This is a genomic window from Kitasatospora sp. NPDC042419 (genome assembly GCF_056437345.1).
Genome location: NZ_JBWKAW010000002.1, coordinates 596,370 through 617,818 on the forward strand (window position 1 = coordinate 596,370; position 21,449 = coordinate 617,818).

16 protein-coding genes are annotated in these 21,449 nt (G+C 74.4%); 13 read left to right on the forward strand and 3 right to left on the reverse strand.

The features are described 5' to 3' along the window. The first annotated feature begins 144 nt into the window (after positions 1-144). The 5 genes from AC067J_RS06520 (at position 145) to sucD (ending at position 7,394) form a co-directional block, all read left to right on the forward strand. Positions 145-1,239, forward strand: a complete 1,095-nt coding sequence (locus AC067J_RS06520; protein ID WP_478296817.1) for an ATP-binding protein — start codon at positions 145-147, stop codon at positions 1,237-1,239. 38 nt (positions 1,240-1,277) lie between these two features. After that, positions 1,278-3,665, forward strand: a complete 2,388-nt coding sequence (locus AC067J_RS06525; protein ID WP_478296818.1) for a DUF5682 family protein — start codon at positions 1,278-1,280, stop codon at positions 3,663-3,665. 71 nt (positions 3,666-3,736) lie between these two features. Then, positions 3,737-4,951 carry a VWA domain-containing protein gene (locus tag AC067J_RS06530; protein WP_478296819.1) on the forward strand — a complete coding sequence of 405 codons (1,215 nt, stop codon included), beginning with the start codon at positions 3,737-3,739 and terminating at the stop codon, positions 4,949-4,951. Between the two features lie 366 nt (positions 4,952-5,317). Further along, positions 5,318-6,490, forward strand: coding sequence for an ADP-forming succinate--CoA ligase subunit beta (gene sucC / locus AC067J_RS06535; RefSeq protein ID WP_478296820.1), 1,173 nt, complete (start codon positions 5,318-5,320; stop codon positions 6,488-6,490). Positions 6,491-6,509: 19 nt separating this feature from the next. Next, positions 6,510-7,394 (forward strand): succinate--CoA ligase subunit alpha, encoded by an 885-nt coding sequence (sucD, locus tag AC067J_RS06540; RefSeq protein ID WP_478296821.1) that lies wholly within the window; start codon positions 6,510-6,512, stop codon positions 7,392-7,394. A gap of 134 nt (positions 7,395-7,528) precedes the next feature. Here sucD and AC067J_RS06545 read toward each other — a convergent pair whose 3' ends face one another. Beyond that, on the reverse strand, positions 7,529-9,889 hold the full coding sequence (locus AC067J_RS06545; RefSeq protein ID WP_478296822.1) for a sigma factor-like helix-turn-helix DNA-binding protein: 2,361 nt from the start codon (positions 9,887-9,889) through the stop codon (positions 7,529-7,531). Between the two features lie 135 nt (positions 9,890-10,024). On the opposite strand from AC067J_RS06545, the gene AC067J_RS06550 reads away from it, so the two are divergent. After that, on the forward strand, positions 10,025-11,473 hold the full coding sequence (locus tag AC067J_RS06550; protein ID WP_478296823.1) for a cell division protein PerM: 1,449 nt from the start codon (positions 10,025-10,027) through the stop codon (positions 11,471-11,473). A gap of 165 nt (positions 11,474-11,638) precedes the next feature. On the opposite strand, the gene AC067J_RS06555 is transcribed toward AC067J_RS06550, so the two are convergent. Beyond that, entirely contained in the window at positions 11,639-12,313 is a 675-nt protein-coding gene (locus AC067J_RS06555; RefSeq protein WP_478296824.1) for a hypothetical protein, read from the reverse strand. 347 nt (positions 12,314-12,660) lie between these two features. Between AC067J_RS06555 and purN the strand changes: the two genes are divergently transcribed. Further along, entirely contained in the window at positions 12,661-13,320 is a 660-nt protein-coding gene (purN, locus tag AC067J_RS06560) for a phosphoribosylglycinamide formyltransferase (RefSeq protein WP_478296825.1), read from the forward strand. Next, positions 13,317-14,897, forward strand: a complete 1,581-nt coding sequence (purH, locus tag AC067J_RS06565) for a bifunctional phosphoribosylaminoimidazolecarboxamide formyltransferase/IMP cyclohydrolase (protein ID WP_478296826.1) — start codon at positions 13,317-13,319, stop codon at positions 14,895-14,897. The genes purN and purH overlap by 4 nt, the downstream gene beginning before the upstream one ends. Positions 14,898-15,003: 106 nt before the next feature. Here purH and AC067J_RS06570 read toward each other — a convergent pair whose 3' ends face one another. Then, positions 15,004-15,753: an RDD family protein gene (locus AC067J_RS06570; protein ID WP_478296827.1), complete on the reverse strand. Its 750-nt coding sequence runs from the start codon at positions 15,751-15,753 to the stop codon at positions 15,004-15,006. 507 nt (positions 15,754-16,260) lie between these two features. Here AC067J_RS06570 and AC067J_RS06575 point away from each other — a divergent pair. The 5 genes from AC067J_RS06575 (at position 16,261) to trpS (ending at position 21,401) form a co-directional block, all read left to right on the forward strand. Then, complete coding sequence (locus tag AC067J_RS06575; protein WP_478296828.1) at positions 16,261-17,115, forward strand: bifunctional methylenetetrahydrofolate dehydrogenase/methenyltetrahydrofolate cyclohydrolase; 855 nt, start codon at positions 16,261-16,263, stop codon at positions 17,113-17,115. Between the two features lie 18 nt (positions 17,116-17,133). Then, on the forward strand, positions 17,134-17,553 hold the full coding sequence (locus tag AC067J_RS06580) for a DUF3017 domain-containing protein (protein WP_478296829.1): 420 nt from the start codon (positions 17,134-17,136) through the stop codon (positions 17,551-17,553). Positions 17,554-17,875: 322 nt separating this feature from the next. Further along, the gene (locus AC067J_RS06585) at positions 17,876-18,868 is read left to right on the forward strand and encodes a malate dehydrogenase (RefSeq protein ID WP_478296830.1); all 993 of its coding nucleotides are present in this window, start codon (positions 17,876-17,878) and stop codon (positions 18,866-18,868) included. 136 nt (positions 18,869-19,004) lie between these two features. Beyond that, on the forward strand, positions 19,005-20,330 hold the full coding sequence (locus AC067J_RS06590; protein ID WP_478296831.1) for a hemolysin family protein: 1,326 nt from the start codon (positions 19,005-19,007) through the stop codon (positions 20,328-20,330). A gap of 30 nt (positions 20,331-20,360) precedes the next feature. After that, positions 20,361-21,401: a tryptophan--tRNA ligase gene (gene trpS / locus AC067J_RS06595; protein WP_478296832.1), complete on the forward strand. Its 1,041-nt coding sequence runs from the start codon at positions 20,361-20,363 to the stop codon at positions 21,399-21,401. Positions 21,402-21,449: the final 48 nt, after the last annotated feature.

Consider the following 21,449-nt stretch of genomic DNA (forward strand, 5'->3'; position numbering starts at 1 on the left):
GGCGGCCCGAACTGAGGTCCGGTCAGGATTGTCAGTGGTCCGGTGCAGGGTGGTTCCCGCAGGCCGGGACGCCGACCTGGCTCCCCCCGATCACCTTGCCGCCACGCCACCCGTGTGCCCGGCGGCCGACCTCAAGGAGCCCCGATGACCGACGTCATGACCGACGTCCTGCGGCAGCACGCCGAGGACGCGTTCGCCGCCGAGCTGGCCGCGCTGGCCGTGCAGGACGACCGTCCGCGCCCGGAGCGCTGGAGGCTGTCCCCGTGGGCGGTCGCCACCTACCTGCTGGGCGGCGAGCTGCCGGACGGCACCGTGATCACGCCCAAGTACATCGGCCCGCGCCGGGTGGTCGAGGTCGCCGTGACGACGCTGGCGACCGACCGGGCGCTGCTGCTGCTCGGCGTGCCCGGCACCGCCAAGACCTGGGTGTCCGAGCACCTGGCGGCGGCGATCAGCGGTGACTCCACGCTGCTGGTCCAGGGCACCGCCGGCACCCCGGAGGAGGCCGTCCGGTACGGCTGGAACTACGCGCAGCTGCTCACCAACGGGCCCAGCCGGGAGGCGCTGGTGCCCTCGCCGCTGATGCGGGCGATGGCGGACGGGAAGATCGCCCGGGTCGAGGAGCTGACCCGCATCCCGGCGGACGTCCAGGACAGTCTGATCACCATCCTGTCGGAGAAGACGCTGCCGATCCCGGAGCTGGGGTCGGAGACGCAGGCCGTCCGCGGCTTCAACCTGATCGCCACCGCCAACGACCGCGACCGGGGCGTGAACGAGCTGTCGAGCGCCCTGCGCCGCCGCTTCAACACCGTGGTGCTGCCGCTGCCCGGCTCGCTTGAGGAGGAGGTCGACATCGTCACCCGCCGGGTCGAGCAGCTCGGCCGCTCCCTGCAGCTGCCCGAACTGCCCGGTGGCGCCGAGGAGATCCGGCGCGTGGTGACGGTCTTCCGGGAGCTGCGGGCCGGGATCACCGCCGACGGCCGGACCAAGGTGAAGACGCCCAGCGGCACCCTCTCCACGGCCGAGGCGATCTCGGTGGTCACCAACGGCATGGCGCTCGCCGCCCACTTCGGCGACGGCGTGCTCCGGGCCGGCGACGTCGCCGCCGGCGTGGTCGGGGCCGTGGTCCGCGACCCCGTCGCCGACCAGGTGGTCTGGCGCGAGTACGTCGAGGGCGTGGTCCGCGAGCGGGACGGCTGGAAGGACTTCTACCGCGCCGCCCGTGAGAACGCCCGCTGAACAGCACGACCGGAACCGACATCGGGAGGGAGGGCGCGATGAGCGCAGAGGTGACGCTGCTGGGCGTACGGCACCACGGTCCGGGCTCGGCCCGCGCGGTGGCCGCCGCACTGGAGCTGCTGCGGCCGGACGCCGTGCTGGTCGAGGGCCCGCCGGAGGCGGACCCGCTCCTCGGGCTGGCCGCCGACAAGGCGATGGTGCCGCCGGTCGCCCTGCTGGCCCACGCGGCGGACGACCCGGCGCGGGCGGCGTTCTGGCCGTACGCCGAGTTCTCGCCGGAGTGGGTGGCGATCCGGTACGCCGCCGAACTCGGCGTGCCGGTGCGCTTCATCGACCTGCCGGCCGCGTACGGCTTCGCCGATCCCGGGCCGTCGCAGCCCGGTGACGACGCCGGCGCCGGGGGTGCCGGGGAGGCAGGCCCGGCGGACGCGGACGCGGGGAGCGAGGACGCCGGGAGCGAGGACGCCGGCCTCCTGGGCGACCCGATCGCCCGGCTGGCCGAGGCCGCCGGCCACGACGACCCGGAGCGCTGGTGGGAGGACGTGGTCGAGCACCGGCTGCCCGGCGCCGACGCGCTCGCGCCGTTCGCGGCCGTCGCCGAGGCGATGACGGCGCTGCGCGAGGACGGCGGCGGCGCCGGTCCGCGCGACGAACAGCGCGAGGCCCACATGCGCCAGCAGATCCGCGCCGCCCGCCGGGCCGGCCACCGGCGGATCGCCGTGGTCTGCGGGGCCTTCCACGTCCCGGCACTGGCCGTCATGCCCACCGTCGCGCACGACCGGGCGGTGCTCGCCGGGCTGCCCCGGAAGGTCCGGACCGAGATCACCTGGGTCCCCTGGACGCACCGCCGGCTCTCCCAGCTCACCGGCTACGGCGCCGGGATCGTCTCCCCCGGCTGGTACCACCACCTGTTCCGGACCGAGGGGGACCCGCTGCCCGAGTGGCTCACCCGGGCCGCCGAGCTGCTCCGCGCCGAGGACCACCCGGTCTCCTCCGCACACGTCATCGAGGCCGTCCGGCTCGCCCGCGCCCTCGCCGTCATGCGCGGCCGCCCGCTCGCCGGGCTCACCGAGACGCTGGACGCCGTCCGGTCGGTGATGTGCGACGGCTCGGACGTCGCCCTGGCGCTGGTCCGGGACCGGCTGGTGATCGGCGACGCGCTCGGCGAGGTGCCCGACGGCGCGCCGGCCGTCCCGCTCCAGCGCGACCTCGCCCGGCTGCAGCGCTCGCTGCGGCTCAAGCCCGAGGTCGAACCGCGCGACCTGGACCTCGACCTGCGCAAGGAGACCGACGCGGCCCGCTCCCGGCTGCTGCACCGGCTCCGGCTGCTCGGCGTCGACTGGGGCGTGCCGGCCCGCTCCGCGGTGGCCTCCACCGGAACCTTCCGGGAGAGCTGGCGGCTCTGCTGGCAGCCGGAGTTCGCCGTCCGGATCGCCGAGGCCGCCCAGTGGGGCACCACCGTCGAGCGGGCCGCCGTCGGCAAGGCCGTCGGCACCGCCCGCACCGCCGTCGAACTCGCCGGACTCACCGGCCTGGTGGAGACCTGCCTGGTGGCCGGACTGGCCGACGCGCTGCCCACGGTGATGCGGGTGCTCGCCGACTGCGCGGCCCTCGACACCGACGTCGCCCACCTCGCCCGCGCGCTGCCCGCACTGGTCCGCGCACTGCGCTACGGCGACGTCCGGGGCACCGACCACGGCGCGCTCGACGAGGTCGCCACCGGGCTCGCCGACCGGATCTGCGTCGGCCTGCCGCCGGCCTGCACCGGGCTGGACGCGGCCGGCGCAGCGCTGATGCGCGGTCACCTCGACGAGGTGCACGGCGCGATCGGCCTGCTGGACCCGGCCGGCGGGCTCGCCGACCGGTGGGCCGGCACCCTGCGGGCGCTCGCCCGGCGCGAGCCGGTCGGCGGACCGGCCACCGGCGTCCCGGGCCTGCTCCGCGGGCGGGCCGTCCGGCTGCTGCTGGACGACGGCCGGCTCGACCCGGAGGAGGCCGGCCGCCGGCTCGGCCTGGTCCTCTCCGCCGGCGGCGGCCCCGCGGACGCGGCCGGCTGGATCGAGGGCTTCCTGACCGGCGGCGGCGCGCTGCTGCTGCACGACCCCCGGCTGCTGGGCCTGCTCGACGACTGGCTGGCCGGAGTGTCGGCGGAGGCCTTCACCGACGTGCTGCCGCTGCTCCGCCGGACCTTCGCCACCTTGGAGGCGGGAGTCCGCACCACCGTCGGCGGCCGGGTCGCGGCCGGGCCGCTCGGCGGCGAGCCGTCCGGACCGGACGGACCGGAGGGCGGCGCGGTCGAGCTCGACGCGGCGCGGGCGGACGCCGCACTGCCCACGGTCGCCCTCCTGCTCGGCCTGCCCGCCGCTCCGGACGGCCCCGGCGGCCGGCCGCGGATCCCCCGGCAGGCCGAAGGTCGCGACACCTGACCCCCGGATCACCCCGGATCACCCCCGACGCCCCCCGGGCGACCCCCGGAGAAACGCAGAGGAGCACCCCGATGGCAGCAGTCAGCACCCCCGGTGCCGCCCCCGGTTCCACCCCCGGCGCCACTCCGCTCGCCGCCGACGAGCGGCTCCGCCGCTGGCGCCTGGTGCTCGGCGGTGAGGCGGACGGCACCGGCCACACCCTGCGCGGCCGGGACGCCGCGATCGACGGCGCGCTCGCCGCGCTCTACCGGGGCACCCCGGAGGAGGGCCGCGGCGCCGGCCGCTCCGGCCGCCGCACCGCCGGCCTGGGCGGCTCGGCCCCGCAGGTGGCCCGCTGGCTGGGCGACATCCGGGAGTACTTCCCCGTCACCGTCGTCCAGCTGATGCAGCAGGACGCCATCACCCGGCTCGGGCTGGAGCAGCTGCTGCTGGAGCCGGAGATGCTGGAGGCCGTCGAGCCGGACGTCCACCTGGTCGGCACCCTGCTCTCGCTCAAGCACGCGCTGCCCGAGACCACCCGGGAGACCGCCCGCGCGGTGGTCGGCAAGGTGGTCTCCGAGCTGGAGCGCCGGCTCGCCGACCGCACCCGGGCCACCCTCGGCGGCGCGCTGGACCGCAGCGCCAAGGTCAACCGCCCGCGCCACCGCGACATCGACTGGGACCGCACCATCCGGGCCAACCTGAAGAACTACCTGCCCGAACACGGCACCGTCGTCCCGGAGCGGTTGGTCGGCTACGCCCGGGCGCAGCGCGCGGTGAAGAAGGACGTCATCCTCTGCATCGACCAGTCCGGCTCGATGGCGCCCTCGGTGGTGCACTCGGCGGTGTTCGGTGCCGTGCTCGCCTCGATGCGGAGCCTGGACACCCGGCTGGTCGTCTTCGACACCTCGGTGGTCGACCTCACCGAGCAGCTGGCCGACCCGGTCGACGTGCTGTTCGCCACCCAGCTCGGCGGCGGCACCGACATCAACCGGGCGCTCGCCTACTGCCAGTCGAGGATCACCCGGCCGTCCGAGACGATCGTGGTGCTGATCAGCGACCTCTACGAGGGGGGCATCCGGGACGAGATGCTCAAGCGGGTGGCCGCGATGAAGGCGGCCGGCGTCCAGTTCATCGCCCTGCTGGCGCTCTCCGACGAGGGCGCTCCCGCCTACGACCACGCGCACGCCGCCGCCCTGGCCGCGCTGGGCGCCCCGGCCTTCGCCTGCACGCCCGACGCCTTCCCGGAGATCATGGCCGCGGCGATCGAGAAGCGCCCGATCCCGGTACCGGACCGGGGAGTGTGAGCGGGGGAGTGAACGGGCCCCCGCACAGGGGGGGCGTTAAGGCCGCGGCACGGAGTTCACCCGGACGGGGTAAGTCGTGGTGCGGACCGACTGACCCGCCGGTCAGAGCGCCCGGCGTACGCCCGTAGGCTGTCTGTGATGGTTCTCACCAAAGACGAGCCGGTCCCGGGCGAAACACGCCCGTCGTACGGCGATAACCTGCCAGACGGACGTGACGCGCGTGTTGATTGACGTGTGCGCCCGTGGCTGTGTGGGCCGCAAGGCCGTACCTCTGCGTACCCGCACCGCTTCGACGACCCGCAGCGAAGATCCTGCCGTGGCACGCTCGTAGAGACACAATCCGCGACCACGAACAAGGACAAACACGTGGACCTGTTCGAGTACCAGGCGAGGGACCTCTTCGCCAAGCACGGTGTGCCCGTGCTTGACGGTGATGTCATCGAGACCGCCGCAGACGCTGCCGCCATCGCGGAGCGCTTCGGCGGCCGCGCCGTCGTCAAGGCTCAGGTGAAGGTGGGTGGCCGAGGCAAGGCCGGTGGCGTCAAGCTCGCCGCCGACCCGGCGGACGCCGTCGCCAAGGCCGAGGCGATCCTCGGCATGGACATCAAGGGCCACACCGTGCACAAGGTGATGCTGGCCCAGACCGCGGACATCAAGGAGGAGTACTACGTCTCCTTCCTGCTCGACCGCACCAACCGCACCTTCCTGGCCATGGCCAGCGTCGAGGGCGGTGTGGAGATCGAGGTCGTCGCGGAGCAGAACCCGGAGGCGCTCGCCAAGGTCCCGGTCGACCCCAACGAGGGTGTGACCCCGGAGAAGGCCGCCGAGATCGTCGCCGCCGCGAAGTTCCCGGCCGAGATCGCCGACCAGGTCGCCGACGTCCTGCAGAAGCTCTGGGTCGTCTTCATCAAGGAGGACGCCCTCCTCGTCGAGGTCAACCCGCTGATCAAGTCCGGTGACGGCAAGATCATCGCGCTCGACGGCAAGGTCTCCCTGGACGAGAACGCCGAGTTCCGCCAGCCGGAGCACGAGGCGCTCGAGGACAAGGCCGCCGCGAACCCGCTGGAGGCCGCGGCCAAGGCCAAGGGCCTCAACTACGTGAAGCTCGACGGCGAGGTCGGCATCATCGGCAACGGCGCGGGTCTCGTCATGAGCACCCTCGACGTGGTCGCCTACGCGGGCGAGAACCACGGCGGCGTCAAGCCCGCCAACTTCCTCGACATCGGCGGTGGCGCCTCCGCCGAGGTCATGGCGAACGGCCTGGAGATCATCCTGGGCGACCCCGACGTCAAGTCGGTCTTCGTCAACGTCTTCGGCGGCATCACCGCGTGCGACGCCGTCGCGAACGGCATCGTGCAGGCCCTGGAGCTGCTCTCGTCCAAGGGCGAGGCCGTCACCAAGCCGCTCGTCGTCCGCCTCGACGGCAACAACGCGGAGCTGGGTCGCAAGATCCTCGACGACGCCAACCACCCGCTGGTCCAGCGCGTGGACACCATGGACGGTGCGGCCGACCGCGCCGCCGAGCTGGCCAACAAGTAAGGAAGGGGACTTTCACACCATGGCTATCTTCCTTACCAAGGACAGCAAGGTCATCGTTCAGGGCATGACCGGCTCCGAGGGCATGAAGCACACCCGCCGCATGCTCGCCTCCGGCACCCAGATCGTCGGCGGTGTCAACCCGCGCAAGGCCGGCACCACGGTCGACGTCGACGGCACCGACGTGCCCGTCTTCGGCACCGTCGCCGAGGCCATCGAGAAGACCGGTGCCGACGTCACCGTCATCTTCGTGCCGCCGAAGTTCACCAAGGACGCCGTCGTCGAGGCCGTCGACGCCGAGATCGGCCTGGCCGTCGTCATCACCGAGGGCGTCCCGGTGCACGACACCGCCGCCTTCTGGGCCTACGCGGGCTCGAAGGGCAACAAGACCCGGATCATCGGCCCGAACTGCCCCGGCCTGATCAGCCCCGGACAGTCGAACGCCGGCATCATCCCGGCCGACATCACCAAGGCCGGCAAGATCGGCCTGGTCTCGAAGTCGGGCACCCTGACCTACCAGCTCATGTACGAGCTGCGCGACATCGGCTTCTCCTCGGCCGTGGGCATCGGCGGTGACCCGGTCATCGGCACCACCCACATCGACGCCCTCAAGGCGTTCCAGGAGGACCCGGAGACCGAGCTCATCGTCATGATCGGTGAGATCGGCGGCGACGCCGAGGAGCGTGCCGCGGCCTACATCGCCGAGCACGTCACCAAGCCGGTCGTCGGCTACGTCGCGGGCTTCACCGCCCCCGAGGGCAAGACCATGGGCCACGCCGGCGCCATCGTCTCGGGCTCCTCGGGCACCGCCCAGGCGAAGAAGGAGGCCCTGGAGGCCGCCGGTGTCAAGGTCGGCAAGACGCCGTCCGAGACCGCCCGCCTGGCGCGCGAGCTGTTCAAGGGCTGACGCCCCCTGCTCGTGTCGAGCGCCCCCGTCCGGTGATCCGGGCGGGGGCGCTCGCCTTTCCGCGCGCGCCTTTCCACGGCCGCCGTTTCCGGGCGCGCCTTGCCGCGCTCGCGACCGCGTCCGTGCGGCCGGGGTCAGCGGTCGGACGCGCACGGGTGCAGCCCCCAGTCGGGGCACGGGTTGCGGTGCGGCCCGACGACCACCGCCCCCGGCGGGGGCAGCGCCTCGGTCGCCCGGCCCTTCACCGGCGGCCGGTACGGATCGTCCGGCCGGGGCGGCGGCGGGTCCGTCACCACCGGTTCCAGGCCCGGCGTGGGCGAGCACCAGAGGCTGAGAATCCCCGAGGGCGTCCCGTCAGCGAGCAGCGGCAGCAGGGCCTCGGGCTCCGTCGCGAGCGTCGGGACCGGTGCGCAGAGCACCGGCGGCGGCGCATCGGCCGGCCGGAACAGCTCCCCGGGGCCGCTGCCCGCCAGCGTCGCGACCACCGCGCCGCCCACCGCCACCGTGAGCAGCGCCGCCGCCCCCGTCCGGCCCGCGTTGACCAGCCCGTGCCGGGCCCGCAGCAGCGGTACCGGTGGACGGTGCGGCTCGGGGACCCCGCGCACCGCCGCCCGGTGCAGCAGCGCGCACAGCCGGTCGGCGAACCCGGCCGCCGCCGGGTCCGTCCCGACCAGCTCCGGCACCCAGTGCGCCAGCGCCGCCCGCGCCGCCCAGACCCGGCCCTCGGCCGCCGCCACCGTCGACTCCACCTCGACCGCCACCGCGTCGGACGGCAGCCCCAGGCCGTCGTGCAGCACCAGGGCCCGCCGCTGCGGACGGGAGAGGCGCCTGAGCGCCTTCAGCAACGCGCGGTCGCGGTCAGTGAGGCGGTCGTGGTCCGGCAGCACCGCCTGGGACTCGTCCGCCGGGCGCACCTTGATCCGCCGGTGCGGCAGCCGCCACGCGTGCGCCCGGCGCGGCCCGCCGCGGTGCCACGGCGACAGGGCCAGCTCGAACGCCCGTGCCCGCACCCACCGCTCCGGCGCGCCCGCCGACACCACCTCCGCCCAGCGCCGCCGGGCCTCCCCGAACGCCCGCCCGACGCAGTGCACGGCCCGGTGCTTGCAGGCGGTGAGCAGGAAGGTCTGCTGCACCAGCCGGGTGTGGGTCTCCTCGTACACCTCCGCGAAGAGGTCCCCTGCGGAGCCGGAGCCGGAGCCGGAGCCGGAGCCGGTGCCGGGGCCCGCGCCGGCGGCTGCCGGCCGCCGCTCGGCGTCGCCCCGGACCGCCGACCGCTCCGCGGCGGGGGTGGTGGTGGCTGGGGCAGGGGCGGCGGCGGTGGGTGTCGGCGGGGTGGCGGGTTTGCGGGTGGTCTGGGGGGTGCCGCCGGTTTGTGGGGGTGGGGTGGTGCGGCCGTTGTGCGTTTTCGGTGGGTCGGTTGCCCGGGGGTGGGCGGGTGTGTCGGGGGTGGCGGGTTTGCGGGTGGTCTGGGGGGTGCCGCCGGTTTGTGGGGGTGGGGTGGTGCGGCCGTTGTGCGTCTTCGGCGGGTCGGTCGCCCGGCGGTCGGTGGATCTGCCGGGAGCGGTGCTGGTGGCGGCGGGTGTCGGGTGGTCGGCCACCGGCTCTCCGCTCCCCGTGTCCTTGACGCTCCCTCCGGCCCGGCCGGTGGTCTTTGCGGACGGGGCGTCCGAAGGCCGGTCGGCGGGGAGCGCCGAGGGGGCGGCACCGGCGGCCGCCGGCCTTCCGCCGCCACCGGGTCGGGCCGTTCCGGCCGCCGGGCGGCTCGTGGCCGCGGCGTCGGGGCGACGCTTCGACGGCGCCGCCGCCCGGGCCGGGGCGGCGGCGGGCGTGCCGTCGGTGGGGCGGGTGTCGCCGACGTCCTTCGGGCGGTGGGCGGACGCGGTGCCCGCAGGCCGGTCGGCCCCGGTGGTACCCGCGCGGCCGCCGGACGTCGCGTCGGCGGTGGCGGAACCCGCCGGCCCCTTCGAGCCGCTGTCGGGGCGCGGGCCCGGCCCGTCGACCGGTTCTGCCGCTGCCGGCGAGGCCGGCGAGGCCGGCTCGGCGGCGGGTGCCGCTGCCGCTGCCGCTGACCGCGACGACGACCGCGACGGCGACGGCCGTGTCGGCCCGTCGGGCCGGCCGGCGCCCAGCATGGCGGCGAAGTCGGCGATCTCGGACTGGGTACGGGTGCCTAGCTTGCGCAGGGCCCGGTGCTGGTAACTGCGGGCGGTGGTGGGGGTGACGCCGAGCGCGGCGGCGGTCTCGGCGAGGTTCCGGCCGGCCGCGAGGTGGGTGAAGGCCTCGGCCTCACGGGCCGTCAGGCGGCTGAGCAGCCGGGCGGCCTCCTCCTGCGGTGGGGTTTCGGCGCCGGTCTCCTCCGGTCGGGCCTCGGCGGTTCCGGGCCGGCCGCGTCGGGCCTTGGCCTTGCCGGGGCGGCCGTTCCCGCCGTGGCCGTGCGGCGGGGGTGTGGGGGCTGGCTGGCTGGTGGGGCGTTCGGCGGTCGGCGGCTTGGTCATCAGACGCTCCGGGCCGGATCGGTGGCGGCGGCGTGAGGGCAGGGTCTGAAAATGCGCATAAGCCAATAATCTGGGACACCCCGGCGGTTTGCCTCTTCACGGAGCATGGCGAGTCGCCTTGGCACGATGAGCCGCATGACGCAGCTGATGGGCCGTCCGATTCTCGAAGTGCAGGGCGAACTGGGCGCCAGACCGGTGCTGTCCGCCCTGCTGGCGGGGGTTCGGACCGCCCTGCTCGGCCTCGCGGCCGTCGCCGTCCCGGTGCTCGGGCTCTGGGTGGTGACTCCGTACGCGGACGACGGCGCGACCGGGGCGGTGCGACTGGCCGCGGCGCTCTGGCTGCTCGGTCACGGGGCGCCGGTGCTGCGCGGTGCGGCGGAGGTGCCGTTGACGGTCACGCCGCTGCTGCTCGGACTGCTGGCGACGGCCCAGTTGTACCGCGCGGGTGCGCGGGCGGGGGCTCGTACGGGGCCCGGTGGCGTGGGGCGGGCCCGGCGGGGTGGTGCGGTGGCGGTCTGGGCGGGCTACTGCGCGGTGGCGGCCGGGGTGGTGGCGCAGTGTGCGGGTGCGGGGGAGTTCCGGGCCCGGGTGCTGCCGGACCTCGTGGTCGTGGCGGCGCTGGCCGGGGTGGCGACGGCGGCGGGTGCCCGTCGCCGCGAGCCGCTCCGGCTGCCTGCGGGTGCGTGGGAGCGGGTGGTGCTGCGGATGCCGGTGGCGGTCCGTCCGACGGGCGGCGCGCAGGCGGTCCGGGTGGCGGCGCTGGCGGCCGGTGCGGGGCTGCTGGCGGCGGGGGCGGTGGTGCTGGCCGCGTCGGCGGTGCTGACCGCCGTGACGGGCGGCGGGCGGTCGGCGGTGCTGGCGGGCGGCCCGGCGGCGGTGGCGGGGGTGCTGCTGCTCAGTGTGGTGCTGCTGCCGAACGCGGTGCTCTGGGGCACGGCGTACGCGCTCGGGCCGGGGTTCGCGGTGGGGGTGGGGGCGGTGGCGGCACCGACGGGGACGGCGCTGGGGCCGGTGCCGGAGTTCCCGCTGTTCGCACTGCTGCCGGAGCCGGGGGCGGGGGGTTGGCGGCTGCTGGTCTGCCTGCTGCCCGCGGTGGCGGGGGTGGTTCCGGGGCTGCTGGTGGGCCGGGCGGCGGCGGTCGGCGGCCGGCCGGAGGCGCCCGGGGCTGAGGTGTACGGGGCTGAGGTGTACGACGAGGAGGCGCCCGGGGAGGAGGGCGGGTCGGGGGCGCGGCGGCCACCGTGGCACCCGTCGGCGACGGTGGCGGCGGTGCTGGTGGTTGCGCTGCTGACCGGCGGAGGGGCGGCGCTGCTCGGCTGGCTCTCCGGCGGGGCGCTGGCGGGCGGGCGGATGGCCTGGCTGGGCCCGGTGCCCTGGTCGACGGGGCTGGCTGCGGCGGGCTGGGTGGCGGTGGTGGCGGGGCCGGTCGCGCTGCTGACGCGGTTCCGGGTCCTGCGGGCGGCCGCCGGGCGGACCGGGGCCGGCGCGTTCACCGTCACCGCGCGCCGGGGCGCGCTGCTGCTGCGCGCCCGGACGTACGCCCTCGTGGTCAGGCTGGCCGACCGGCCGGGGGACCCGGAATGACCGGCCCCGGAGCCCGGCCGCGAAAACCCGCCGCGGAGCCCGCCGTGGCGACCGGCCCCTCCCGGGGGCCGCACTCCGACGGCCTTACCGGGCGCCCCGCGAGGCCGGCCCACCCGGGCCGCCACGCGGCGCCCGGCCGACCAGGCCGGCTACTCGCTCTTCCGACTACTCGCTCTTCTTGGTGATGTCCACGTACCACTGCGGCGCGAGCTTGTCGCAGCCGTCGGCCCCGCTGGAGGTGAGCGAGTCCTGGACGCAGGTGACGTAGTCGTTGTAGTAGACGGCGAGGCCGAGCACCGAGGAGACGAAGACCACGGTCATCGCCCCGGTGAGGATCCCGGCCAGGGCGGCCGGGGTCAGCGGGTTGGGCGCGGCGGTGTCGGCCGCTCCGGCGGCCGGTGCGCCGGAGGTCGTACCGATGGCCGAGGCGGTGGCCGAGGCGGCGGCCGGCTTGGGGGAGCGCATGGCGGAGACGCCCCAGAACACGGCGAGCGCGCCGACGAACAGCGCCACGTAGTGCAGCGAGGCGAAGGCGCAGACCAGCGAGATCATGCCGGCCAGGGCGGCGTTGCGGGCCCGGCGCTGGGCCGGGTCGTTCGGGTCGAGCTTGGGGGGCTGCGGTGCGGCCGGGCGGGGGTTCCAGCCGCCGCCCTGGTAGCCGGGGCTCCACGGGTGCGGCGGCGGGACGTGCGGGCGCTCGTCGGGCTCGCCGTCCTGGCCGTCGGGCCGGTCGGCGTCGCCGGTCGGGCGGGGGGTGCGCGGCCGCCACGGCTGCTCCGGGGCATCCGCCGGCGGCGGCGCGAAGGGGTTGCGCTCGCCGGTGTCGTCACCGCTGCTCATGGTTGGGCCATTCCTTCTCGGTCGGTGGGGCGGATGCCCGCGCCACCCTATGATCCCGCAGCCGTGTGCGGGGGGCTTCGGCGGCCTGCCGTCGGAGGCGGGCCGGGCCGGGCGTGCGGCCCGGCGAGATCCCGGTCTCAGCTACGCGCGTAGCCCGAGCGGGGGTTTCGGAGGCCGTCCGACCAGCCGTTATCGTGGTGACGGTCAGCAGCTCGCACGGGTTCCCCGGGCACCCGCGTCGTGGCGGGTTCTCCCGGAGTTCCCCCTCGCTCGACCTGCCGTTCGTAGTGGCCCCACCACCGGTGGACGTACCAGCGGACGGCGCCCGACCTACGGAGAATCGCGCAGTGGCCGCCGCCCCCGCTCAGCTCTTCCCGCCCCGCACGCCCGGACCGGCCCGTCTGGTGGTGCTGGTCTCCGGCTCCGGCACCAATCTGCAGGCGCTGATCGACGCCGCCGCCGACCCGCAGTTCGGCGCCGAGATCCTCGCCGTCGGCGCGGACCGCGACGGCATCGCCGGCCTGGAGCGTGCCGAGCGCGCCGGCCTGCCGGTCTTCGTGCACCGGGTGAAGGACTTCGCCGACCGTGCCGACTGGGACCGGGCGCTGACCGCCTCCGTCCTGGCGTACGAGCCCGACCTGGTCGTGACGGCGGGTTTCATGAAGATCCTCGGCCCCGGGTTCATCGAAGCCTTCGCCGGCCGGATCGTCAACACCCACCCCGCCCTGCTGCCCGCCTTCCCCGGCGCCCACGGCGTGACCGACGCGCTGGCGTACGGCGTGCGGGTCACCGGCTGCACCGTCCACCTGGTCGACGTCGGCGTCGACACCGGGCCGATCATCGCGCAGGGCGTCGTGGAGGTCCTCGACGCCGACCACGCCGATGGCGGCGACGCGCTGCACGAGCGCATCAAGACTGTCGAGCGCAAGCTGCTCGTCGACGTCGTGGGCCGGCTGGCCCGCGAAGGTCACCGCATCGAGGACCGAAAGGTATGGATTCCGGCATGAGCGCCGCCCCCACCACGCCCGTTGTCTCCGAGAACGTCCGTCCGATCCGCCGCGCGCTGATCAGCGTGTACGACAAGACCGGTCTGGAGGAGCTGGCCCAGGGCCTGCACGCCGCCGGGGTCGCCATCGTCTCCACCGGTTCCACCGCGGGCCGGATCGCCGCCGCCGGCGTCCCGGTGACCGAGGTCTCCGAGCTGACCGGCTTCCCGGAGTGCCTGGACGGGCGCGTGAAGACGCTGCACCCGCGCGTGCACGCCGGTGTGCTGGCCGACCTGCGGCTGGAGTCGCACCGCGCGCAGCTGGCCGAGCTGGGCGTCGAGCCCTTCGACCTGGTCGTGGTGAACCTCTACCCGTTCAAGGCGACCGTCGCCTCCGGTGCCACCCCGGACGAGTGCGTCGAGCAGATCGACATCGGCGGCCCGAGCATGGTCCGCGCCGCCGCCAAGAACCACCCCTCGGTGGCCGTCGTGGTCGACCCGGCCCGCTACGCCGACGTGCTGGCGGCCGTGCAGTCCGGCGGCTTCGACCTGCTGACCCGCAAGCGGCTCGCCGCGCAGGCCTTCGCGCACACCGCCGCCTACGACGTCGCGGTGGCCGACTGGTTCGAGGCCTCCGGCTACACGGAGGGTGAGGACGTCTTCCCGGCCTTCCTCGGTTCCGCCTACGAGCGCCAGAGCGTGCTCCGCTACGGCGAGAACCCGCACCAGGGCGCCGCGCTCTACAGCGACGGCAGCGGCGGCCTGGCCGGCGCGCAGCAGCTGCACGGCAAGGAGATGTCGTACAACAACTACGTCGACACCGACGCCGCCCGCCGCGCCGCGTACGACCACGCCGAGCCGGCCGTCGCGATCATCAAGCACGCGAACCCGTGCGGCATCGCGATCGGCGCCGACGTCGCCGAGGCGCACCGCAAGGCGCACGAGTGCGACCCGGCCTCCGCGTACGGCGGCGTGATCGCCGTGAACCGCCCGGTCAGCGTGGAGCTGGCCGAGCAGATCGCCCCGATCTTCACCGAGGTCGTGGTGGCGCCCGGCTACGAGGACGGTGCCGTCGAGGTGCTGGCCCGCAAGAAGAACCTGCGGGTGCTGCTGGCCACCGAGGCCCCGGCCAACCGCCAGGAGGTCCGTCAGATCTCGGGCGGCGTGCTGCTCCAGGACTCCGACCGGGTGCACGCCGAGGGCGACGACCCGGCGACCTGGACGCTGGCCACCGGCGAGGCGCTCTCCGGGGCCGAGCTGGCCGAGCTGGCCTTCGCCTGGCGGGCCTGCCGGGCCGTCAAGTCCAACGCGATCCTGCTGGCCAAGGACGGCGCCTCGGTCGGCGTCGGCATGGGCCAGGTCAACCGGGTGGACTCCTGCAAGCTCGCGGTCGAGCGGGCCGGCGAGCGGGCCGAGGGCTCGTACGCGGCTTCGGACGCCTTCTTCCCGTTCGCGGACGGGCCGGCGATCCTGATCGCCGCCGGTGTCCGGGCGATCGTCCAGCCGGGCGGTTCGATCCGTGACGAGGAGGTCGTCGCGGCGGCCGCCGAGGCGGGCGTGACCATGTACTTCACCGGTACCCGTCACTTCTTCCACTGACGGCTGGCGGCCGCCTGCTGACGGCTGACGGCTGACGGAACGACAGAGCGGCCCGGTCCCCTCCACCGAGGGGGCCGGGCCGCTCCGCCGTGCGTGGTGCGGTGCGTTACTTCTTGATCACCAGGGTGCCGGCGGCACGGTCGTGCCAGCCCTGCAGCTTCCCGGAGTTGTCGAAGAACGGCGACAGGTAGACCAGCAGCGCGCCGATGTAGCAGAGGAAGGCGCCGACGATCGGGATGATGAAGCGGATGAAGCCGCCGCCCAGGCCTGGGACCTGACCGGTGCTCTCCTTGACCACGCGCAGGCCCAGGGCCATCTTGCCCAGGGTGGCGCCGGCGAAGGAGACCATCAGCCACTCGTACAGCAGGTTGAACACCGCGAGCACCGCGATCATGATCATCATGGTGGCGAGGAAGCCGGCGGCGGCGTCCTGCTGCTGCTGGAGGCAGTCGTTGTACGAGGCGCTGCCGTAGCGGTACGAGCTGCAGTCGTCGGTCTCCTTGACGATGCCCAGCGCGCTGGCCAGACCGAGCGCCATGACCAGCGCGATGACCGCGCTGACCGCGAGGGCGTCGATCAGGCGGGCCAGGAACCGCTGGCCCATGGTGGCGAGCCGCACCGTGCCCAGGTGGGCGATGCTGATGTAGCCGTTGTTCGCCTGGAGGGTGCCCGGCGCCGGCGCGTACCCGTAGGCCTGCTGCTGCGGCACGCCGTAGGCCTGCTGCGGCGGCTGCTGCGGGTAGCCGTAGCCGGCGGCCGGCGGGGCCTGCTGGGGGTAGCCGTAACCGGGCTGCGGCGGCTGCTGGGGCTGCTGCGGCTGGTTGTACGGGTTGTTCGGGTCGGGCGGGTAGCTCATCGATGCCTCCGGGCAGATGGGGACGGTGGGGACGGGACAGCGGAGGACCCGGAACGGGCCGGCGGATCGGGTGGCCGGCCGGACGGGACGTTAGCGGAGCGCACTGACACCGGGGGCTCGAACGGCCCGGCGCGCGCCCCGGCTCATGACCGGGGGGACGGTGCGAACAGGAGACGTGACGGCCTTGCGGCGGGCTGCGGCCCGCGTCGGCGGTAGGTCGTCGTCGGCGCGGTGCGGTCTGGTCGGCTCACTCTGTTCTTCCCCCGGGTACGCCCCCGCCGGGTCTGTCCGTCGGCCCGTCACCGGGCCGGATGCGGCGGGGAATGCCCGCTTATCGTCAACCGGACGGCAGTGCGCTGTCCAGCCGCGCCCGCGCGTCGGACCGGACTGTGGCGGAACCGCAATGTGACCCGCACGTTCCGTGCCCGTCCGGCCCCCGCGCCACGGCCCCGCGCCGGGGCGGAGGCCGTGGCGCGGGCGGTTGCCGCGATCCGGGAGAATGGGGTCATGACTGCCCAGATTCTCGATGGCAAGGCCACCGCGGCCGCGATCAAGTCCGAACTCGCCGCCCGCGTGGCGGCCCTCAAGGCGAAGGGCATCACGCCCGGCCTCGGCACCGTCCTGGTCGGCGACGACCCGGGCAGCCGCTGGTACGTCAACGGCAAGCACCGCGACTGCGCCGAGGTCGGCATCGCCTCGATCCAGCGCGAGCTGCCCGCCACCGCCACCCAGGAGGACGTCGAGAACGTCGTCCGCGAGCTCAACGCCGACCCGTCCTGCACCGGCTACATCGTCCAGCTGCCGCTGCCCAAGGGCCTCGACCCGAACCCCGTCCTGGAGCTGATGGACCCGGACAAGGACGCGGACGGCCTGCACCCGACCTCGCTCGGCCGGCTCGCGCTCGGCATCGAGGGCCCGCTGCCCTGCACCCCGCTCGGCATCGTCGAGCTGCTCCGCCGCCACGACGTCGAGATCGACGGCGCCGAGGTGGTCGTGATCGGCCGCGGCGTCACCGTCGGCCGCTCGATCGGCCTGCTGCTGACCCGCCGCTCCGAGAACGCCACCGTCACGCTCTGCCACACCGGCACCCGTGACCTGGCCTACCACCTGCGGAAGGCCGACATCGTGGTGGCCGCCGCGGGCGTGCCGCACCTGGTCAAGCCGGAGGACGTCAAGCCCGGTGCGGCCGTGCTGGACGTCGGCGTCAGCCGCAGCGAGGGCAAGATCGTCGGCGACGTGCACCCGGGCGTGGCCGAGGTGGCCGGCTGGATCTCCCCGAACCCCGGCGGCGTGGGCCCGATGACCCGCGCCATGCTGCTGAACAACATCGTCGTGGCGGCCGAGCGCCGCGCCGGCAGCTGACCCCGAGGGCGGAGAACGATGAGCGAACCACGGCGCACCAGGCGCAGGCCCGTCAAGACCACCGGCACCATGCCCCCCGAGGGCTCGGCGGCGGCGCTGGGCCGTGAGCACGCGCTGCCGGTCCGGCAGTGGCCGATAACGCTGGTCCTGCTGGTGGTCGGCGCCGGTCTCGCGGTCACCTGGTTCGCCGACTTCGAGGACGGGTTCAAGTACGGGCTGCTGATCATCGGCGGCGGGGTGCTGCTCGGCGCGCTGCTGCGGCTGGTGCTGCCCGAGGTCGGCATGCTGGCGGTGCGCAGCCGGTTCACCGACGTGATCGTGCTGACCTTCCTGGGGCTGTCGATCGTGCTGCTGACCCTGGTGGCCCAGCCCAACCCGTGGCTGGAGCTGCCGCTGCTGGACAACATCGGCCAGCTGATCGGCCGTCCGCGCCGCTGAGCGTCCGCGCTGCTGGGCACCTGCACCGCTGAGCACCTGCACCGCTCGGCGACCGTGCCGACGCGCCGACGCGGCGACGCGGCGCCGAGTCGCCGCACGGACGCGTCGCCGAGCCGCCGAGCCGCGCGGCGTTCCGGCCCCCGCCCGACCCACCGGGCGGGGGCCGTCATCGTCTGTGACGGAGCAGTCACGACCGCGGCCGAGGCGTACGCTTCCCTTTGCGATACCCTGACGCCGGTTCTCTCGATGTCGAGAGACCGTCCTCGGCTCCAGCGCGCCGAACGTGCCTGGGGCACCTGGCGATTTGCTGGAGAAGGTAGAAATGACCCGCACCCCCGTCAATGTCACCATCACCGGAGCCGCCGGCCAGATCGGCTACGCGCTGCTCTTCCGCATCGCCTCGGGCCACCTGCTCGGTGCCGACGTGCCGGTGAACCTCCGCCTCCTGGAGATCCCGCAGGGCCTCAAGGCCGCCGAGGGCACCGCCATGGAGCTCGTCGACTGCGCGTTCCCGCTGCTGCGCGACATCAAGATCACGGACAACCCGAACGAGGCCTTCGACGGCGCCAACGTCGCGCTGCTGGTCGGCGCCCGTCCGCGCACCGCCGGCATGGAGCGCGGCGACCTGCTGCAGGCCAACGGCGGCATCTTCGGCCCGCAGGGCAAGGCCATCAACGACAACGCCGCGGACGACATCAAGGTCCTGGTCGTCGGCAACCCGGCCAACACCAACGCCCTGATCGCCCAGCGCAACGCCCCGGACGTGCCGGCCGAGCGCTTCACCGCGATGACCCGCCTGGACCACAACCGCGCGGTCGGCCAGCTCTCCGCCAAGACCGGCGCCCTGGTCTCCGACATCAAGCGCGTCACCATCTGGGGCAACCACTCCGCCACCCAGTACCCGGACATCTTCCAGGCCGAGATCGCCGGCAAGCCGGCCTTCGAGGCCGTCGGCGCCGACCAGGCCTGGCTGGAGAACGACTTCATCCCGACCGTCGCCAAGCGCGGCGCGGCCATCATCGAGGCCCGCGGCGCCTCCTCGGCCGCCTCGGCCGCCAACGCCGCCATCGACCACGTGTACACCTGGGTCAACGGCACCGCCGAGGGCGACTGGACCTCCATGGGCGTCGTCTCCGACGGCTCCTACGGCGTGCCGGCCGGCCTGATCTCGTCCTTCCCGGTCACCACCAAGGACGGCAAGTTCGAGATCGTCCAGGGCCTGGAGATCTCCGACTTCTCCCGCGGCCGCATCGACGCCTCGGTCCAGGAGCTGGTCGAGGAGCGCGACGCGGTCCAGGAGCTCGGCCTCATCTGAGCCCGCCCCGTAGCTGCTTCCCGACGGCCCGCCGCCTCCGCACCGGAGGCGGCGGGCCGTCGCACGACCGGCCGACGCCCGGTGCGGCGGCGCGACGCGGCCGTCCCGGCACCGGCCGGTCCTACACTGACCCGCTGTGAACGAAACCATCGAGGACGCCGCGCTCGTCCTCGTCTTCATCGCCCTGGGCGGGCTGTTCAACGTCGCCGAGATCTCGCTGATCTCGCTGCGTGAGGGCCAGATCCGGGCGCTGGAGGCGCGCGGCACCCGGCGGGCCGCCCGGGCGGCGCACCTCGCGGCCGACCCGAACCGCTTCCTGGCCGCCGTCCAGGTCGGCGTCACCTGCATGGGTTTCCTGTCCGCCGCGTTCGGGGCCGACACCCTGGCCGGCAAGGTGGCCCCGCTGTTCGTCCGGGCCGGGCTCTCCGAGGGGATGGCCGACGCCACCGCCCTGGTCGGCCTCACCCTGCTGATCAGCTACGTCTCGCTGGTGCTCGGCGAGCTCACCCCGAAGCGGATCGGCCTCCAGCGGGCCGACTCCATCGCGGTGCTGGCCGCGCCGGTGGTGGACGTCATGTCGGTGGTGCTGCGCCCGGTGATCTGGCTGCTCGGCCACTCCACGAACCTGATGGTCCGGTTGTTCGGCGGCGATCCGACCGCGGGCCGCGGCTCGATGAGTTCCGAGGAGCTCCGCGGCCTGGTCGCGGCCAACACCGAACTCGGCAGCGACGAGCGGACGTTGATCGCCGACGTGTTCGCCGCCGGGGAGCGCCAGCTGCGCGAGGTGATGGTCCCGCGCACCGAGGTGACGTTCCTGGACGCCGAGCGCCCGCTGGCCGAGGTCCGCGAGCAGGCGGGCAGCTCGCCGCACTCCCGCTACCCGGTGGTCGAGGGCAGCTACGACGCGGTGACCGGCTTCGTGCACGTCCGCGACCTGTACGGCGCCCGCGGCGAACGGGCCGCCAAGGTCCGCGACCTGGCCCGCCCGGTGAAGCTGCTGCCCGGCACCAAGCGGGTGCTGGCGGCGATGGGCGAGATGCGCCGCGAGGGCCACCACCTGGCGATCGTGGTCGACGAGTACGGCGGCACCGCCGGCATCGTCACCCTGGAGGACCTGGTGGAGGAGGTGATCGGCGAGATCCGTGACGAGTACGACAGCCAGGAGCCGACCACCACCCGCCGGCTGGCCGGCGGCGGCATGGAACTGGACGGCCTGCTGAACCTGGGCGACTTCGCCGAGGAGACCGGCGTCACCCTCCCCGAGGGCCCGTACGAGACGGTGGCCGGCTGCCTGGTGGCCGCGCTGGGCCGGCTGCCCGTCGACGGCGACCGGGTCCGGATCCCGGCCGGGCCGGGGGAGGAGGTGCTGCTGACGGTGGCCAAGGTGGAGGGCCGGCGGATCGCCCGGGTCGGGGTGAGTGCGGTCACACTGACGGAACCGCCGGGGGCGGAGGTTTCCTGACCGGTCGGTGGAACTGGAACAATGGCCCGCATGGTCAACGCAGCGGTCACTGGTCCGGTCAAGGACCGTCCCCGGGTTCTCTCCGGGATCCAGCCCACCTCCGGCTCGTTCCACCTCGGCAACTACCTCGGCGCGGTGCGCCAGTGGGTCGACCTGCAGGAGGACAACGACGCCTTCTACATGGTGGTCGACCTGCACGCGATCACGGTCGAGCAGGACCCGGCGACGCTGCGCCAGAACACCCGGATCTCCGCCGCCCAGCTGCTCGGTGCCGGCCTGGACCCGGAGCGCTGCACCCTGTTCGTCCAGTCGCACGTGCCCGAGCACGCGCAGCTCGGCTGGGTGATGAACTGCCTCACCGGCTTCGGCGAGGCCTCCCGGATGACCCAGTTCAAGGACAAGTCGGCGAAGCAGGGCGCCGCCGGCACCTCGGTCGGCCTCTTCACCTACCCGATCCTGCAGATCGCCGACATCCTGCTCTACCAGGCGGACGCCGTCCCGGTCGGCGAGGACCAGCGCCAGCACCTGGAGCTCACCCGGGACCTCGCCGAGCGGTTCAACACCCGCTACAGCCCGACCTTCACCGTGCCGAAGCCGTACATCCTCAAGGAGACGGCCAAGATCCTGGACCTCCAGGACCCGTCCGCCAAGATGAGCAAGTCCGCCTCCTCCGCCAAGGGCCTGGTGAACCTGCTCGACGAGCCGAAGGCGAGCGCCAAGAAGTTCAAGAGCGCCGTCACCGACACCGGCACGGTCGTCTCCTACGACGAGGAGGAGAAGGCCGGCGTCTCCAACCTGCTGCGGATCCACTCGGCGCTCAGCGGCCTGTCGATCGACGAGCTGGTGGCGCACTTCGAGGGCAGGATGTACGGCGCCCTGAAGACCGAGCTGGCCGAGCTGTTCACCGAGTGGGTGACGCCGTTCCAGCAGCGCACCCGGGGCTTCCTGGACGACCCGGCCGAGCTGGACCGCGTCCTCGCGCTGGGCGCGGAGAAGGCCCGTGACGTGGCGTCGCGGACGCTGGAGACGGTGTACGACCGGATCGGCTTCCTCCCGGCCGCCAAGCGGTGACTCCGCTGACGAGCCTGCCCGGTGGTGGCGGTCTGCCCGGGACCGTCA

Excerpts from the sequence above, each read along its gene's own strand:
- AC067J_RS06520 (WP_478296817.1), top strand. The coding sequence starts at position 145 with ATGACCGACGTCATGACCGACGTCCTGCGGCAGCACGCCGAGGACGCG.
- AC067J_RS06525 (WP_478296818.1), top strand. The coding sequence starts at position 1,278 with ATGAGCGCAGAGGTGACGCTGCTGGGCGTACGGCACCACGGTCCGGGC.
- AC067J_RS06530 (WP_478296819.1), top strand. The coding sequence starts at position 3,737 with ATGGCAGCAGTCAGCACCCCCGGTGCCGCCCCCGGTTCCACCCCCGGC.
- sucD (WP_478296821.1), top strand. The coding sequence starts at position 6,510 with ATGGCTATCTTCCTTACCAAGGACAGCAAGGTCATCGTTCAGGGCATG.
- AC067J_RS06545 (WP_478296822.1), bottom strand. The coding sequence starts at position 9,889 with ATGACCAAGCCGCCGACCGCCGAACGCCCCACCAGCCAGCCAGCCCCC.
- AC067J_RS06550 (WP_478296823.1), top strand. The coding sequence starts at position 10,025 with ATGACGCAGCTGATGGGCCGTCCGATTCTCGAAGTGCAGGGCGAACTG.
- AC067J_RS06555 (WP_478296824.1), bottom strand. The coding sequence starts at position 12,313 with ATGAGCAGCGGTGACGACACCGGCGAGCGCAACCCCTTCGCGCCGCCG.
- purH (WP_478296826.1), top strand. The coding sequence starts at position 13,317 with ATGAGCGCCGCCCCCACCACGCCCGTTGTCTCCGAGAACGTCCGTCCG.
- AC067J_RS06570 (WP_478296827.1), bottom strand. The coding sequence starts at position 15,753 with ATGAGCTACCCGCCCGACCCGAACAACCCGTACAACCAGCCGCAGCAG.
- AC067J_RS06575 (WP_478296828.1), top strand. The coding sequence starts at position 16,261 with ATGACTGCCCAGATTCTCGATGGCAAGGCCACCGCGGCCGCGATCAAG.
- AC067J_RS06580 (WP_478296829.1), top strand. The coding sequence starts at position 17,134 with ATGAGCGAACCACGGCGCACCAGGCGCAGGCCCGTCAAGACCACCGGC.
- AC067J_RS06585 (WP_478296830.1), top strand. The coding sequence starts at position 17,876 with ATGACCCGCACCCCCGTCAATGTCACCATCACCGGAGCCGCCGGCCAG.
- trpS (WP_478296832.1), top strand. The coding sequence starts at position 20,361 with ATGGTCAACGCAGCGGTCACTGGTCCGGTCAAGGACCGTCCCCGGGTT.